The following is a 15924-nucleotide window of genomic DNA, read 5'->3' as shown; positions in this document are numbered from 1 at the left end:
CAACGTTTAAAATTCTTAAAACAACTTGGTGAAAAATTTTTACATTTTACGCCGAGCGCAAATCATACGCGTTTTGAACATTCGCTTCGGGTTTACTCGGAAATGAAAAAATATTTGGCGCGCTTTGGAAAACGAGATAAAATTTCAAAACTCATTAAGAATGCCTTGCCACTGGTAGCGTTGGCTCATGACATCGGTCATCCGCCACTCTGTCATTCAGTCGAACCATTTTATGGAAATCACGACGAGCATCTATCAGTACTTGCTCCAAGTCTTAAAGAAGCGGTTGAGGCGTGTGGTGTTGACTATGAAACATTTTATAAACTCTTAACAAGCGAGCTTCCTGAATCAAAAATTATTTTTGATAAAAACTTCGGCTTAGACAAGCTTGACTATCTTGTTTATGATGCCTTGCAAACCGGTTTTGGCTCTGTTATTGATACGTATATCATAAAAAGGCATCTTGCTTTTCGCGATGGAAAAATAATGGCGCATATTTCTATTCTGGAGTCTGTAAAAGAATTGCAAAGAAAATACCTTTGGGCATATCTATATCTATATTGCTCAGAGCAATCAATGCTTTACCAACGTATGACGCAAAAAATGATAAGCTTTGATTGCAAGCACGATCCGCAGTTTCTTCCAGAAATACGAATGGTAAAAGACCACGAATTACTTGGAAAGTTTGCTTTCAGTTGGTCGCGCGGGACGCAGAATATCTATGCCTCTCTAATGACAGGCGATACCCCTGAACCGGCAATAGAATTTTTATATAACAAAAATCCGCGACTTTTCCATTCCCCCAAAAGCGTTGTCCAAACAAATCTCCCACTAATGCCTTTTGAGACTTTGAACATATGGAAAGATATGGATACGATTTTTGGACTTGAACAAAAGATTGCCCAAATGGCAGAATTGTTTCCGTGGCAAGTTTTTATTGCCTGCCAGGATCAACCACAAAAGCGCTTCACACCGGAAGATGCGTTTCTGTTCAATAACGCTGGAGATACTTTTAGATTATCAAAACTGGCAAACGGCCATATTGCAGAAATGATAAGTATGGCGGAAGAATCATACTTTATGAATATTCATGTTCTAAAAAATAACGATGATGATGTAAAAAAAATACAATCCCTAACAACGAAAATAAGGGATTATCTGAAAGATGCAATAATGAAAATTTATTGCAAAAAAATGGAGGAAAAGAAAAACGAATTATAAGCCGGCAAAATGCTGGCTTTTTTAATATAAAAATGATAATATTTAAAAATATGAAACACTTATCAAAACAAGACCCGCAGATTGCGGAAGCAATAAATAATGAAGTCCGACGCCAGCAAAACGGACTGGAGATGATTGCTTCAGAAAATATCGTAAGCGAAGCAGTGCTTGAAGCAATGGGCACTCCCCTTACTAATAAATATTCCGAAGGATATCCTGGAAAACGCTATTATGGCGGAAACGAATTTATTGATATTATAGAAAACCTTGCGCGCCAAAGAGCTTGCCAGCTCTTTGGCGCAGAACACGCCAATGTCCAACCTCATGCCGGCTCCCCTGCCAATATGGCGGCTTATTTTGCATTGATGGAGCCTGGAGATAAGCTAATGGCAATGTCTTTGGCGCATGGCGGGCATCTAACGCATGGCTCACCGATAAATTTTTCCGGAAAACTTTATAAAATTATTCCCTACGGCGTAAACGAAGATAATCATATGCTTGATATGGACGCGGTGCGTGAAATAGCGCTTCGCGAAAAACCTCGCGTCATCTTAGCCGGCGCAACCGCCTATCCACGATTAATTGACTTTGAAGCGTTCCGTAAAATCGCGGAAGAAGTTGGCGCATATTTTATGGTAGATATGGCGCATATTGCCGGACTTGTTGCCACAAAAGTTCATCCGGATCCGATTCCGTTTGCTGATGTCATCACAACAACAACACACAAAACCTTGCGCGGACCAAGAGGGGCTATGATACTTTGCAAAAAAGAAGACCGTTTGCGTCCGGATGACAAAAAAAATATGGCGCAAAAAATTGACAGCGCAGTTTTTCCCGGACTACAAGGTGGGCCATTGGAACATATTATTACCGCAAAAGCAGTTGCCTTTGGCGAGGCATTGCGTCCGGAATTTGCCGAATATGGCAGGCAAATAGTGGCAAATGCTAAACAACTGGCAAAAACATTTAGAGAAGAAGGGGTTGAAATGGTCTCGGGCGGAACTGATAATCATTTAATATTATTGGATTTAACAAATCTGGGGCTTAGCGGAAAAGAAGCGGAAAATGCGCTGGACTCCGCACTAATTTATACAAACAGGAATACTGTGCCAAATGAAACTCGTTCGCCTTTTGACCCGTCCGGGCTCCGCATTGGTACACCAGCTTTAACCACACGCGGATTACTTGAAGAAGATATGGCAATAGTCGGCAGAATAATGGCAAATGTATTGAAAAATCCAAAAGACGATAGCGTATTAAAAAATGCCCGAAACACTATAAAAGAACTATCCGAAAAATATCCGATATATCCGGAATGGAATGTTTAGCGATTAATATTTAGCTTTTAATTTCCGGCTTATATCAATAAGCCGGATTTTTTATTGACAAAAAAATAAAAATTTTTTAATGTTGACTATAAGGAGAGGAAAAATGATAAACCGCAGAGAGGAATCAAACGCGTTAAAGAAAGCAACAAAGCTCATTCAACAGCATATTTTTGAAGCATTGAGCGCTTCTCAGATTCTTGAAGTTAGGTTCAGATTTTATTTCAGGGACAACAAGGGAAAGTTAAAAATCTTAGCCGCGCGAATAGTCAGCTGGCAATTTCAAAATGGCAGATTATATCTGGACACAAGTTCGCCCTCAATAGAATATTTACTTATAAGTAAAAAAGGTGTGAGTATGGTGGGGAGCTCGGGCGGTAGCTTTGAAGGCAGAATGGAGGTTTACTAATTTTATTCGGCTCTCGCAAGAGCCGAATTTTTATATAAAAAAAACGCCGACCAATATGGAAAGGAAGGCGCTCGGAAGCTAAAGGAAACGGCAGACAGTGGCTCAGTAGCACACGACGTTCGTTCTCCTCGCTTCTAAAGAACCTCTCCCGACTAAATTAAGGCAGAAGAAGATTACTTGTGGCGGGTTGCGTTCCCGGCGAACCGATCAGTAATACTGCATGCAGTATTACGTGCAACCCATAAAATAAACTTGAATATATATTAGCATATTTTAATCTTTTTGTCAAGCCCTGAAACATACTTACATAATATACGACGTGTAACGTTCTATGATATAGCTAAATTTAGCAAAATATACAAAATCTTTTCTTGTCTTTTAAACCATTTTATATTATCATTTATACATAACATTTAACACATAATACATGCATTTAATAGACGGCAAGAAAATTGCAGAAAGAATTGAAGAAGAAATAAAAAGCTCCGGAAAAACCGGGGGGTTAGCTGTTGTTTTGGTAGGAAATAATCCAGAAAGCCATCTTTACGTAAAACTAAAAGAAGCGGCTGCAAAACGCGTTGGAATATATTTCGAAAAATATCTTTTTGAAGAAACTGCGTCTGAACAAAAAATTATAAAAAAAATAAATGACCTAAACACGCAAAAAAATATAACGGGAATAATCATCCAACTTCCTTTGCCGGAGAAATTGGACACAAACAAAATTATTCATGCGATTAACCCCCTAAAAGACGTTGATGGATATCATCCGGAAAATCTAATTGCTTTCCAAAAAAATAAGTTTGATTTTTTTCCACCGGTTCTTTGCGCAGTATTGCAAATTTTTAAAGAACTAAACGTAGACATAAAAACAAAAACCATCACACTCCTCACCAAGAGCGAGATTTTTCCTATCCCCTATATCGCCTATTTCAAAAATCGGGCAAAAGAATTTCATTTTTGCAGTGAAAACGCAACAGACATTTGTCTTCTTTCCGGCGATATCGTTATAACTGCAATCGGAAAAAAACATTACCTAAAATCCGAAATGATAAAAAAAGATGCTATTGTGATTGATATTGGCGCAATTAAAAAAGGAAAAAATGTATATGGCGATGCGGATTCAAAATCGCTTGCGCAAAAAGCTTCGTATCTTACGCCAACTCCCGGCGGAGTAGGCCCGATAACAGTCGCCTGTCTTTTGAAAAATGTCGCAAAATAATATTCCGGAAAAATAATACTTTATTCTCTTTAATAATCTCTGCTAATTTAGCGGGGATTTCTTTTTTAAAAAAATTTTATAAAAAAATCCTGGCATATACACAGGATAATTAATTTATTAAGCCACCAGCTCCGCCGAAGCCCTCTTCTTTTTCGCCATCATCTTCGTCCTCTTCATCTATATACTTATCTATTGACCGACCTATCTGAAAAATTACAAGAAGAGCAATTCTTTTTTCTTTTGCGGTTTTATATTTTTTAAAAAAATTATAAAAAGTTTCCGCATCAGAACTCAACGAAGAATCCTCTATATTCAGATTTGCGATTAAGTCATCAATGTCGTCATTATACTTTTTTACAAATTCTAAATAATCTTCATCTGTTAGTACAGCCTTTGCTTGTGACATAACTTTCCTCCTTTAAAGAGTAGAAAGAACTTCGTAAACTATTCCTAATATAAATACTATCACCATTACTGCCAAAACTACAAACGGCACGCGCATCTTATACTCTGGCTCACGTTTTCCTTTTTTCTGCGCTAATCGATAAATCCAAATAATGAGTATTCCCTCAAGTCCACTAAAAACCGCGCCGGTAAAACCGATTACTTGTATAAAATTTCTTGTACCAAATAAAAAAATTAAAAGCGGAACAAAACAAGCTAAAAGCCAAGAAACATATTTATTAATTTTCATGTCATACCAAAATTGTTCGCGCAGATAAAGTGCCATTGCCAAAAAGCTTGTTGCTACGGCAAAAAGCCCGAATACTGCTCCCAAATATACTATCCAATCACCAAGATACGCTCGCATACCTTCTATTGCATCCTGTACTGTGTTCGCTCCTGTAATACCAACAACAACTAAAGAAAAAATAAGCGTCAAAAATAACGGAATTAAAGTTCCGATGATAATAGCGCTTTTCAGTTTTTTCTTTTCTTTTGGCATTATCTCAACCATTCCGGGGATAGCTGCCGCCCCTCCCAAAGAAAACAAAATCACACCATACGGCAAAAATGCTTGATTTAAATCAAAAGTAAGGAGATTTGAAATATTTATTTTTGGAATTCCGAATCCGATAATTACTCCCATAACTGCCAAAAGCAAAAAGCTCATAAAAAGTTCGGAAAAAGCAACCAAACGCACACCAACAAGAACGAAAAACGCCATAAAACTAAAAAATAGCATTTGATATATAAAAAGGCCTTCGCCAAAAAAAGGTAAAAGAACAATTTCTAAAAACTTTCCACCTAAAATGATATACGCAATAAGCGCTCCATAAAAACTAAAAGTAGTTACCAAAAGAGCAAAATACTCCCAATTTTTATTTCCAAAACGACCAGCTAAACCAGCGAGATGATGCTTGCCTTGAACTCGTAAAAGCATTTCGCCAAAAAGTAGATGATTTAAGGTAAGCAATATTCCTAAAAGTGCAAAATAAAAAAGCCCGACTATAACGCCTGATTTTGCCAAAACATATGGCACACCGAAAATACCAACTCCGACAATTGTGCCAACCATCATCGCTATCCCGCGATAATAATTTTTTGTTCCTGTTTTCATATATCAATATTATAACATAATAATTTATTTTTACGTCAGCAAAAATTTCATAATTGATAATTGAAAATTTTTATTCCCTCTTGCCACCAACCCCTTCTTATGTGTAAACTATTAATAGTATGGATAACACAAATTTGGATTCTCTCCGTTTACCCCCACAAAATATAGAAGCCGAACAATCATTATTGGGCGCTCTTTTGATTGATAAAGAAGCGATTATTAGAGTAGCTGACACAGTAAGACCTCTGGACTTCTATAAAAATACTCACGCCCTCATCTTTGAAGCAATGCAAGAGCTTTTCGCAAAACAGGAACCTATTGATATTCTCAGCTTAACTAGCCGTTTAGAAGATAAGAAACAAATTGAATCGGTTGGCGGAAGAGCATATCTTATGCAATTATCAAACGCAGTGCCAACATCTTCTCATATTGTTCACTATGCAAAGATTGTCAGTAATAAAGCAATTTTACGCCGGCTTCTAACAGCGGCTAGTGGAATCTCGGAGCTTGTATATAAAGAAGACGAGGATCTTGATGTAGTCTTGGATAAGGCTGAAAAAGAGTTATTCCAAGTTTCCCAAAATTATTCAAAACAGGCATTCGTTCCAATAAAAAACGTTTTAGAATCAGCGTTTGACCGAATTGACGAGCTTCACCGCGAAAAAGGAAAGCTTCGTGGAATACCAACGGGTTTTCCTTCATTGGATAACTACTTATCAGGTTTGCAAAAATCCGACCTTGTTATTTTGGCGGCTCGCCCGTCTGTTGGAAAAACTTCTTTTGCTCTTGATATTGCCCGACTTGCAGCTAAATCAGGAAAGTCTGTTGGTCTTTTTAGTTTGGAGATGTCAAAAGAACAACTTGTTGACCGCTTGATTTGTACAGAAGCAAACATTGATTTATGGAAAATGCGAACCGGAAAACTGACCGATAGCTCTGACGATTTTACAAGAATTGGAAACGCTCTCGGCACTTTATCGGAAATCCCTTTATACATTGACGATAGCGCCACCTCTAATATAATGGATATTCGCACAAAAGCCCGCCGGCTCCAAATGGAACGCGGACTTGATATGATTGTCATTGATTATCTCCAGCTTTTGGAATCACGAAGCAGTTATCGTTCAAGTGATAATCGCGTACAAGAAGTCGCGGAAATAACCCGCGGATTAAAAGCAGTCGCCAGAGAACTGGATATTCCGGTTTTAGCTCTCTCACAGCTGTCTCGCGCAGTTGAAAATTCTAAACCGGCAATTCCAAAATTAGCTCACCTTCGTGAGAGTGGAAGTATTGAACAAGATGCTGATGTTGTTATGTTTATTTATAGAAAAGCAGCAGACAGAAACTATCGGCCGGAAGATCTTGATCCACAAGAAAGAAGTATTGCCGAAATTCATATCGCAAAACATAGAAATGGTCCGACCGGAGAAGTAAAACTATTCTTTGACGAACAAAGAGTTTGCTTTAGAAGTTTGGAACAAAAACGCGAAGCACCGACTCCCCTGCCTGCGAAAGAAAAACCACAAATAGAGGCGCCGAAGCAAGAAACAGAAGAAGACGCTCCGCCATTTTAAATATGTATTCTTAATACACGATACTTGCAGTTTTTATATGTATCATCATCTCCCCAAAGAAATAACTGATTTAGTTGGACAATTCTCCCGATTCCCAGGGATTGGAGAGAAAACCGCCTTGCGGTTTGTTTTATTTTTACTCGGAAAGGACGAAAATTATATAAATGAGCTCGCGGGACAAATTGAAAATATAAAAAATCTTTCGCTTTGCCAAAAATGCCACAATATAACCACAAATGGAAACTTTTGTAAATATTGCGCCGATCCAGCTCGTGATAAAAAAACAGTCTGCGTTATTTCCAACCTTCCAGAATTAATGGCGATAGAAGCAACAAGCGATTTCTTGGGTCTTTACCATATCTTAGGTGGAAAAATTGATCCTTTACGCGGAACCGGACCAGAACATTTACGAATTAATACGCTTCTTGCAAGAGTAAAAAATGATAATATCCGCGAAATAATATTAGCAATGAATTCTGATATCCCGGGCGAAAATACAATTCTATATTTAACGAGAATATTAAAACCATTGAATATAAAAATAAGTCGACTTGCCCGCGGACTCCCAATGGGAAGCGAACTTGAATATGCCGACCCAATAACTCTTTCGTCAGCCCTGGAAGGAAGACAGGAACTATAAAAAAATCAGCGGATTAAGCGCTGATTTTTTCTATTTGTATTTCTGTAAACAGTTGTTTGTGTCCGGTTTCCTTTTTATATCTGGTTTTTGGTTTGTATTTGACTACGCGAATTTTTTTTCTTTTGCCCTGTTTTAAAACTTTTACTTCTACTTTGGCGCCCTCTACAAGAGGAGACCCCATTTTTTCATTAACCATAAGCACATCTTCCAAGATAATTTTATCGTCGGCTTTTCCTTCTAACTTTTCTACTTTGATTTTATCGCCTTCTTTTACCAGGTATTGTTTACCACCGGTTTTTATAATAGCTAACATAATAATTTAAGTTAATTCTCAATTAATTCAAATCTTAACAGATAAAGCATAATTTGTCAAGCAAATAAAGAATAAGGACGTGAGTACCCTTAATTCTTAATTTATAATTTCATTTTTACCTTATCCCCAACCTTAAACCCATATTTTTCTGAAAGTCCTGCATTTATTTCCAACACATAATTTGCTGGGGCGCTTGGGCTATAAGTTTCGTAGTTTTGGGTTAATGGAATTGGAGCATTTTGCTTTATATCAATGACTTCTCCATTGTCTATCCAAATTATATCAATCGGAAATTTCATGCCCCTCATCCAAAATCCGTGTTTTTCCGACGAAGGGAAAACAAAAAGCAATCCCTTATTCTCTGCCAATGATTCTCTACCGGAAAGACCCTTCGCAAGCTCCCATTCATTTTTTAATATTTCTATTTTAAAAACTTTACTTTTTATTTCAATCTCACCTCTTTTTGTAACAAAATTAACTATTCTGAGCCCTATAGCTGATATAATTATGATTAAGAAAATGTATAAAAACAATTTAGCTTTGCCTTGCATAAAATCCATAATTATGTTTAAATTATAACAAGTTCTTTGATAGGGAGAAAAAAGATGGAAAGTCGCGCTATGGAACAAACGTTCAAATCCGAAAAACAAAAAATGACAGAAGAAATGAAATATTGGCGTAATACCAAATGGCTTGTAGTCGCAATTTCTATAGCAGCGGCTATCGTATCTATTTACCTTTTGGAAGCGAGCTTTATTTGGGCTATTCTTTCTGCCATATCTTCCATAGCGTGTTTAGCGGGTTTTATATCTATCGTTAGAATAAATAAGACGCTAGAAAAAAGATTGCTTTGGCTCCAACAGCTGGAAGAAAACGAACAGGTGCCGGCAGGTCTTAAAGCTCTTTATGATCAGTTAATATCTCAAAAAGCCATAGCATCTCATCATGCGATAGAATACAAATCCCTACAGCATCACATCCGAATTACCGAATCCATGTTCTATAGAAATATGGACGATCTTTAAAAGCGCGTACGCGCTTTTTTTTAATTTTTTAATACCTCGTCTATTGCTTTGTTCACCAGCGCGTCGGCTTCTGTATTTCTTTCTCTTCTTATGTGAGCTACAGAAAACTTTTTAAATCCCATTCGCAAATTATGCAATTTCAAAAATAATGGCGCAAGTCCTGGATGCTTTACTTTATATTCACCTTTTACCTGTTTTACAATAAGCTCACTATCCATAAAAATATTAACTTCTTCAGCTCCCATTTCTTTCGCAGTTTCCAATGCAGAAATTAGCGCGCGATATTCTGCTTGATTATTTGTTGTTTCGCCAATATACTTTCCGTATTCTTTTATTGTTCTTCCGTTTTCTTTAATCACAACACCGATTCCGGCTGGTCCGGGATTTCCTCTTGCTCCCCCATCTGTAAAAATTGTTAATTTCATATTTTTTTCATATCTATAATTTTTAACTGCAAATCTTCTCTACCATTCCATTCGTTTATCCCTATTTCATATACTATATCATATTTTTCTCCAATTTTTGGCAAAGCCTCACAAAACTGACCAAAACAAAAACCAATCATTTTGTATTTTGCTATACCTTGCCCTTTTACCATAAGACGCAAATGCTTTTCTCCATTTCCAATAGTGTCCGCCCCACAAACCTCTATCCCCCGTGAACAAAAAATTGGACGCGGATTTTTATGACCAAAAGGTTCAAATCTTTTTATCTCTTTTGCCAAATCAAGATTTAAATCATCAATATCTACCTCATCTACATTTAAAATGCTTATCAGCTCTTTATCCTGTAAATCATCTTTCGCCAATTCTTCCATTTTTTCCTTAAACTCCGGCAAAACCGATTTATTTTTCAAAGTTAGTCCGGCAGCGGCCGGATGTCCGCCAAACTTTAGGAACAAATCGCCAATTTTTTGAAGCGCTTTTATTACATTAAAATGTTCTATCCCACGAACCGAACCTTTTACCATTCCTTGAATTTCTGTCAAAAGGATAACCGGACGATTAAACTCTTGAGAAATTTTTCCTGCCGCAAGACCCAAAAGACCGAGATGCCAACCCTCTTTAAAAGATACGAGGCAATAATGTTTTTCCTGTCCCTCTTCCACAATCTGAAATTTTGCTTCTTTTACAATAATATCAGTCAAACGTTGACGTTCGTTATTTGTCGCATTCAAGCTTTCCGCCATTTTTATTGCTTCTTTTTCGTCTTCAGAAAGTAAAAGATTTACTGCGGCATTAGCATGGTCTAAGCGTCCGGCAGCATTTATTCTTGGCGCAATACGAAAACCGATTGAATATGTGTCCAAAGACCCAAAATTATTTCCAGCCACCTCTATTAGCTTCCTAAGCCCCAAACGTTTTGTCTGATTTAAAACTTTCAATCCATAATAAACCAAAACACGATTTTCATCTATTAATGGCATCATATCTCCAACTGTAGAAATCGCCACCAAATCCAGCAACCATTTTTCTATTGCTTCTTTGGAATCGGTTGATGTTAATTTTTCTTCGCTTTTCAACAGTCCTTGTGCCAGCTTAAACGCCACACCACCGCCTGATAATAATTTAAAGGGATAGTTGCCAACTTCCGGATGAATAATGGCGTATGCCTCTGGCAGAGCCTCTGGCAAAGTGTGATGATCTGTAATAATCACGTCGATTCTTTTTTCTTTGGCATATAAAGTTTCTTCGGCATTACTTATCCCGCAATCACAAGTAATAATAAGCTTTCCGTTTTGCTTTTCAATATAATCAATTGCTCCATTATTTAAACCATAACCTTCTGTCTCCCGATGCGGAATATAAATTTCTGTAATTATTCCAAAAGCTTTACAAACAGTATCCAAAATAATCGCGCCAGGAACTCCGTCCGCATCATAATCTCCGTAAATAAATATTTTCTCAGACTTTTCTTTTGCTTGAAGTATGCGTTCTATGGCAACTTTCATTTGTGGAAAAAGAAAAGGGTCGTTCAATTGTGTATAATCCGGATTTAAAAAAGCCTCGGCATGTTCCGGACCTTTTATATTTAAATTCCAAAGTAATTGCAAAATTATCGGACTATATCCCCAGTCCTTTCCAAAGCCCTCCTCATATTTTTCCAAAGCTATCCAATTTGATTTCATAATTAAAACCCCGGGGCTATTGTCCACAAAATCATAGACGTAATTACAACAATTGCAATTATGAGCCAGACTAATTTTTCTAATTTTTTCTTTTTTCCTCTATTCATATATATGTATTTTAACAAACCAATTAAAAAAGACCAAATTACTTGGTCTTTACTTGCCTTTGCATTTTCCGCAATGGACAACCTTTCCTCCATTTAAATCCATTATTTCATTCAAATCCAAGAAAAAGCCCATTCTTTTCTCGCCGTCTTCCGCTTTTTGCAAAGCATCCATCAAACCGACGCAATCCATTTGAAAATTAAAATCAACTTGGTTTTCTACATTAAATAATTGAAACAAAAGATTTTTTAGGGCGCGAGATTCCAAATCAACACCAAATTTTATTAGAGAAAATTTTCCCGAACAGTTTCTGGTTCCACCAATAAATACCCTTACTCCATACTTTTTCATTATCTTTATTACACTCGCTTGCAAAAGGCTTACAAATTCTTGGGCGCACTTTCCTTCACATTTATGCTCTTTTTCTTCAAGCTGTTTTTTGAGCGCTTCATTCTCTTCAATAAGTTTTTCCTTTTCTGCGCTTAGCTGACGAATTTTCTCGCTATATCTTTGTGAGTCTTCTTCCAATTCATGGATATAGTCAAGCCCTGCATCCAGAGCATCGTACGCTTCTTTCATTCCAGCCTGCGCATTTTCCACATCATCCAAAAGGGTTTTTTGCCCACGCGCTTTTGCATATTCAAGCCATAATCTCCCAAAATATGCCAGAGTATCGGGTTTAATGTTGGGCCAATCTTCCGGGAAAATATCTTTTCCGCTTGGAAAAGGATACGTCTTTTCACCATTCTCTTCTTTATAATAAAAGTCTGTAAGAGCTGATTCAATCTCTGCTAAAAGAAAATCGCTCGTATCAGCATAATCACTAAAGATAAAACGCAATACGTCGCGTATCTCTGATGGAAAACGAAATCTCTGTTCAAAATCAGTCAAAATATATCCATTCAAATCAAGACGCTCTTCGCCATAGAGCTGTCCCACTTCTTTTGAGAGACTATAAAATGGCTCAACACCCAAAAGTTTGGCAACTTCCTGCAAATAAATCATTCCCGCTTCGCACTGACCGAGATAGTCCTTTACTTCCGCTTTACGAAAAATATCCATAACTGCTTCTTTTGTGCCGATGTCTTTCCAATAATCGCCATATCTTTCTTGCCATTCCTTGACTACCCTTTGACGAACAACTTTTTTCACAGAACATTTATTCGGATTACTTCTTCGCGAAACATATGTCCTGCCGTCTTTTTCCAAAAGATAATAATCAAAATCGCATTCGCAAAAAAGAAGCGGTCCGCCAAGCTCAGCTTGCTTTTTATTTCGGAAGTCAATCAACATAACTTCATGCTCATCTTCTATCCAACTGCGTTTCACGGTATATTTCAAGCCATCAAAATATTTCTCTAATTTTTCTCTGTCTATCATCGCCCTCTCCTTATCAAAGTGCTATCTAAAATTTAGCATAAAATAACAAAACGCGCAAAGAGAAGAAATAATAAAAACGCTTTCTCCCCTCTTGTACTCAAGGGAGGAGTTAGAGGGGGGATATCTTTTTTATTTTTAAATAATCCCCCACCTAGCCTCCCCCTTGGAGTACCAAGAGGGAGGAAAAAGCCTATCTACCGGCAAACAGACGCACACGCCGTCTTTAGCCGACGTTTTTTTCTATTATAAAAACAGCTCAATTAATTGAGCCGTTTAATCCTTTTTAAGTATCGCGGTAAATGCTTCCGGCGGAATATCTACTCTTCCCACTCCCATTTCTTTCATTTTACGTTTTCCTTTTTTCTGTTTTTCCAAAAGTTTGCGTTTACGCGTCACATCTCCGCCATAAAGTTTAGCAGTTACGTCTTTTTTCATCGGAGGAATCCGGTTTGAGGCGATTATTTTTCCTCCGCCTTTCATTTCAATGCGATAATTGAGAATTGCCTGTATTTTTACTTCAAACATTTGGCGAGGCAATACATCCTTCAATTTGTCCACGACTCGGCGCGCATCAACATAAGCCGTATCACGATAAACAATTGTGGAAAGCGCTTCAACCGGCGACTCGGCGACCAAAATATCCAAGCGATCAATTTCTGCTTCTCTTTGTCCGGCAAGCTCGTAATTTAACGAAGCATAACCCGAACTGGTGCTTTTCAGTTTATCATAAAAATCGGTAACAACCGAGGCTAACGGCATTTCGTAATGCAAAATTACCCGCCCGCCCAAATTTTCGTCGCCAATATATTCGGTATTTTTATATTCTCCTTGTCGCGTAGCAACAAGTTGCATAATATTTCCCATAAATTCTTTTGGCGTTACAATGTCGGCCTTGACCCATGGCTCCAATACTTCTGCGCGTTGTGAAGGATCAGGGAGTTCCTGCGGACTTTTTATTATTATTTTTTCGCCATTTGTTTTATGGACTTCGTATGCGACGGAAGGCGCGGTTACCATCAGGTCTATATCAAATTCGCGCTTTATTCTTTCTGTAATAATTTCTAAATGAAGAAGTCCTAAAAAACCGACGCGAAAACCAACGCCAAGCGCTTCACTCCGTTCCGGCTCAAAGTCCAGCGAAGCATCGCTTAATTTTAATTTGTCCATTGCTTCACGGAGTTCTGCATAGTTGCTTCCATCTTTTGGAAAAATACCAGCATACACCATTGGCCGTACATTTTTATAGCCAGGCAGAGCTTTGGCATCTGTATTATTTTCAGCTATTGTGTCTCCTACTCGTAATTTGCTTATATTTTTTACACCTGTTACGACATATCCAATTTCTCCTGTTTCCAAATTGTTGCTTTTTTGCATTTTGGGTTTGAAATATCCTGTTTCCAAAACTTCCGATATTCTCCCCGTACCAAGCATCTTAACTTTCATCCCCGGAACTAACCTGCCATCAACAACTCGGATATAAGCAACCACTCCCCGATATTCATCGTAATTTGAATCAAAGATTAAAGCGCGAAGTGGTTTTTTGTCTTCTATTTTTGGCGCAGGCACACGATCTATAACAACCTGTAGAAGCTCCAGAACTCCTTGTCCTGTCTTTCCGGAAACTTCAATTATTTCTTCTTTTTTACATCCAGTAATGCGAACAATCTCTTCTTTTGTTTTTTCTATTTCCGCGCCGGCTAAATCAATTTTATTGATAACAGGAATTATAGTTAATCCCTGGTCAAGTGCTAAATAAAGATTGGCAATTGTTTGCGCCTGCACGCCTTGCGTGGCATCAACAAGCAAAACCGCTCCTTCACAAGCCGCCAAAGAACGAGAAACCTCGTATGTAAAATCAACATGCCCCGGAGTGTCTATTAAATTTAAAATATATGGCGTACCACCAAGGGTATAGTCCATACGAACAGGCTGGAGCTTGATTGTTATGCCTCTTTCTCGCTCCAAATCCATAGTATCCAAAAGCTGTGCCTTCATGTCGCGCTTATTAACGGTTCCAGTAAACTCCAAAAGCCGGTCCGACAAAGTGGATTTTCCATGGTCAATGTGCGCGATAATACAAAAGTTGCGGACGTTATTCATAATGGACTTTTTATATTTTTTAAACTCGGATTTGTTATGTGCGTATAAATTTGCGTTGTACGAATATTGGCATGTCCCAAAAGTTCCTGCACATATCGCACATCTGTGCCATTTTCAAGCAAATGCGTAGCAAAGCTATGGCGCAAAGAGTGAAAGGTAGCGTCTTTTTTTATTCCCGTCTTTTTTAGCGCGTTTTCAAAAATTTTTTGTGCCGTCCTTGTCGTTAATTTTCCTCCGCGTTCGCTTTCAAAAAGAAAACTATCAGCGCTCCTATTGCTTATCAGTATCAATAACTCTGTTTTTAAACTCTCGGGAAGCACCGTTATCCTATCCTTTTTTCCCTTTGCTTCTTTAATGTGAATTATATTTTCGTCCGGCAAAACATCTTTTATTTTCAAATCAATGGCTTCGCTAACCCGTAGCCCGGCTCCATAAGACAGAGCGATTAATAGTTTATGTTTTTTATTGCCGATATTATCTATAATATCACCTATTTCTTGCCGAGATAACACAATCGGCAATTTTTTGCTTTTTTTAGAAAATTTTATGTTAATTTTTATGTATGACCCTATGATTTCCTTGTAAAAAAACTTAATGGCGTTCAAATAAAGATTTATCGTTTGAGGGGAATAATTTTTACTTTTGATGTGAAGCAGAAATTCTTTGATTTTTTCTTCATTTGCTTCTTCTATACCATTTTTGATAAAATTAGAATAGTGCTTTAAACAAAGCAAGTATGCTTTAATTGTTTTTTGGCTATAATTTCGCAAATATAATTCTCGCTTTGTTTTATCCAAATAATTTTGATACTCTTGCATATACAATAATTCTAAAATATATCGCAAAAAGTGTCAAATAATGCGTTTATGCGAAAACACTTCGCATAAACACTAGTTGTAGCGAAATCGCTTCGCTTCTTTC

17 protein-coding genes are annotated in these 15924 nt (G+C 37.5%); 7 read left to right on the top strand and 10 right to left on the bottom strand.

Features of this window, described 5'->3' with window-relative positions; genetic code table 11:
* The 4 genes from COU51_04570 to COU51_04555 all read left to right on the top strand — a co-directional run.
* Positions 1-1221, top strand: a 1221-nt coding sequence (locus COU51_04570) for a hypothetical protein (protein PIR66332.1), incomplete at its 5' end; no start/stop codon positions are given.
* Positions 1222-1271: 50 nt separating this feature from the next.
* The gene (locus tag COU51_04565) at positions 1272-2549 is read left to right on the top strand and encodes a serine hydroxymethyltransferase (GenBank protein ID PIR66333.1); all 1278 of its coding nucleotides are present in this window, start codon (positions 1272-1274) and stop codon (positions 2547-2549) included.
* A gap of 79 nt (positions 2550-2628) precedes the next feature.
* Positions 2629-2955 (top strand): hypothetical protein, encoded by a 327-nt coding sequence (locus COU51_04560; protein ID PIR66331.1) that lies wholly within the window; start codon positions 2629-2631, stop codon positions 2953-2955.
* Positions 2956-3382: 427 nt separating this feature from the next.
* Positions 3383-4177 (top strand): bifunctional methylenetetrahydrofolate dehydrogenase/methenyltetrahydrofolate cyclohydrolase, encoded by a 795-nt coding sequence (locus tag COU51_04555; GenBank protein ID PIR66330.1) that lies wholly within the window; start codon positions 3383-3385, stop codon positions 4175-4177.
* Between the two features lie 109 nt (positions 4178-4286).
* On the opposite strand, the gene COU51_04550 is transcribed toward COU51_04555, so the two are convergent.
* Positions 4287-4583, bottom strand: a complete 297-nt coding sequence (locus tag COU51_04550) for a hypothetical protein (GenBank protein ID PIR66329.1) — start codon at positions 4581-4583, stop codon at positions 4287-4289.
* 12 nt (positions 4584-4595) lie between these two features.
* Positions 4596-5738: a hypothetical protein gene (locus tag COU51_04545; protein ID PIR66328.1), complete on the bottom strand. Its 1143-nt coding sequence runs from the start codon at positions 5736-5738 to the stop codon at positions 4596-4598.
* A 119-nt stretch (positions 5739-5857) separates the two neighbouring features.
* Between COU51_04545 and dnaB the strand changes: the two genes are divergently transcribed.
* On the top strand, positions 5858-7312 hold the full coding sequence (dnaB, locus tag COU51_04540) for a replicative DNA helicase (GenBank protein ID PIR66327.1): 1455 nt from the start codon (positions 5858-5860) through the stop codon (positions 7310-7312).
* Between the two features lie 37 nt (positions 7313-7349).
* Positions 7350-7952: a recombination protein RecR gene (locus COU51_04535; GenBank protein PIR66326.1), complete on the top strand. Its 603-nt coding sequence runs from the start codon at positions 7350-7352 to the stop codon at positions 7950-7952.
* A 13-nt stretch (positions 7953-7965) separates the two neighbouring features.
* On the opposite strand, the gene rplU is transcribed toward COU51_04535, so the two are convergent.
* Positions 7966-8265, bottom strand: a complete 300-nt coding sequence (gene rplU / locus COU51_04530) for a 50S ribosomal protein L21 (GenBank protein PIR66325.1) — start codon at positions 8263-8265, stop codon at positions 7966-7968.
* A 101-nt stretch (positions 8266-8366) separates the two neighbouring features.
* The gene (locus tag COU51_04525) at positions 8367-8825 is read right to left on the bottom strand and encodes a hypothetical protein (protein ID PIR66324.1); all 459 of its coding nucleotides are present in this window, start codon (positions 8823-8825) and stop codon (positions 8367-8369) included.
* A gap of 45 nt (positions 8826-8870) precedes the next feature.
* On the opposite strand from COU51_04525, the gene COU51_04520 reads away from it, so the two are divergent.
* Positions 8871-9290 (top strand): hypothetical protein, encoded by a 420-nt coding sequence (locus COU51_04520; GenBank protein ID PIR66323.1) that lies wholly within the window; start codon positions 8871-8873, stop codon positions 9288-9290.
* A 20-nt stretch (positions 9291-9310) separates the two neighbouring features.
* Here the strand turns inward: COU51_04520 and COU51_04515 are convergent, their stop codons facing one another.
* From COU51_04515 to COU51_04490, 6 genes are all read right to left on the bottom strand, one after another.
* A complete protein-coding gene (locus COU51_04515; GenBank protein PIR66322.1) occupies positions 9311-9715 on the bottom strand; it encodes a ribonuclease H in 405 nt (134 codons plus the stop codon).
* Positions 9712-11418 (bottom strand): single-stranded-DNA-specific exonuclease RecJ, encoded by a 1707-nt coding sequence (recJ, locus tag COU51_04510; protein ID PIR66321.1) that lies wholly within the window; start codon positions 11416-11418, stop codon positions 9712-9714. The genes COU51_04515 and recJ overlap by 4 nt, the downstream gene beginning before the upstream one ends.
* 2 nt (positions 11419-11420) lie before the next feature.
* Entirely contained in the window at positions 11421-11606 is a 186-nt protein-coding gene (locus COU51_04505) for a hypothetical protein (protein ID PIR66320.1), read from the bottom strand.
* Complete coding sequence (locus tag COU51_04500; protein ID PIR66319.1) at positions 11575-12903, bottom strand: hypothetical protein; 1329 nt, start codon at positions 12901-12903, stop codon at positions 11575-11577. Before COU51_04500 ends, COU51_04505 begins: the two co-directional genes overlap by 32 nt.
* A gap of 273 nt (positions 12904-13176) precedes the next feature.
* A complete protein-coding gene (locus tag COU51_04495; protein ID PIR66318.1) occupies positions 13177-15003 on the bottom strand; it encodes an elongation factor 4 in 1827 nt (608 codons plus the stop codon).
* Positions 15000-15821 (bottom strand): integrase, encoded by an 822-nt coding sequence (locus tag COU51_04490; GenBank protein ID PIR66317.1) that lies wholly within the window; start codon positions 15819-15821, stop codon positions 15000-15002. Before COU51_04490 ends, COU51_04495 begins: the two co-directional genes overlap by 4 nt.
* Positions 15822-15924: the final 103 nt, after the last annotated feature.

The organism is Parcubacteria group bacterium CG10_big_fil_rev_8_21_14_0_10_36_14, assembly GCA_002772895.1.
Lineage (GTDB): Bacteria > Patescibacteriota > Patescibacteriia.
The sequence above is the reverse complement of the archived record's forward strand: the minus strand, read 5'-3'. Positions and strand labels throughout refer to the sequence as shown.

Bases quoted from the DNA above. Each gene is read 5' to 3' on its own strand.
- COU51_04555 (PIR66330.1), top strand. From the start codon at position 3,383: ATGCATTTAATAGACGGCAAGAAAATTGCAGAAAGAATTGAAGAAGAA.
- COU51_04535 (PIR66326.1), top strand. From the start codon at position 7,350: ATGTATCATCATCTCCCCAAAGAAATAACTGATTTAGTTGGACAATTC.
- COU51_04500 (PIR66319.1), bottom strand. From the start codon at position 12,903: ATGATAGACAGAGAAAAATTAGAGAAATATTTTGATGGCTTGAAATAT.
- recJ (PIR66321.1), bottom strand. From the start codon at position 11,418: ATGAAATCAAATTGGATAGCTTTGGAAAAATATGAGGAGGGCTTTGGA.
- COU51_04565 (PIR66333.1), top strand. From the start codon at position 1,272: ATGAAACACTTATCAAAACAAGACCCGCAGATTGCGGAAGCAATAAAT.
- COU51_04495 (PIR66318.1), bottom strand. From the start codon at position 15,003: ATGAATAACGTCCGCAACTTTTGTATTATCGCGCACATTGACCATGGA.
- COU51_04545 (PIR66328.1), bottom strand. From the start codon at position 5,738: ATGAAAACAGGAACAAAAAATTATTATCGCGGGATAGCGATGATGGTT.
- COU51_04525 (PIR66324.1), bottom strand. From the start codon at position 8,825: ATGGATTTTATGCAAGGCAAAGCTAAATTGTTTTTATACATTTTCTTA.
- COU51_04520 (PIR66323.1), top strand. From the start codon at position 8,871: ATGGAAAGTCGCGCTATGGAACAAACGTTCAAATCCGAAAAACAAAAA.
- COU51_04490 (PIR66317.1), bottom strand. From the start codon at position 15,821: ATGCAAGAGTATCAAAATTATTTGGATAAAACAAAGCGAGAATTATAT.
- COU51_04515 (PIR66322.1), bottom strand. From the start codon at position 9,715: ATGAAATTAACAATTTTTACAGATGGGGGAGCAAGAGGAAATCCCGGA.
- COU51_04550 (PIR66329.1), bottom strand. From the start codon at position 4,583: ATGTCACAAGCAAAGGCTGTACTAACAGATGAAGATTATTTAGAATTT.
- rplU (PIR66325.1), bottom strand. From the start codon at position 8,265: ATGTTAGCTATTATAAAAACCGGTGGTAAACAATACCTGGTAAAAGAA.
- dnaB (PIR66327.1), top strand. From the start codon at position 5,858: ATGGATAACACAAATTTGGATTCTCTCCGTTTACCCCCACAAAATATA.
- COU51_04560 (PIR66331.1), top strand. From the start codon at position 2,629: ATGTTGACTATAAGGAGAGGAAAAATGATAAACCGCAGAGAGGAATCA.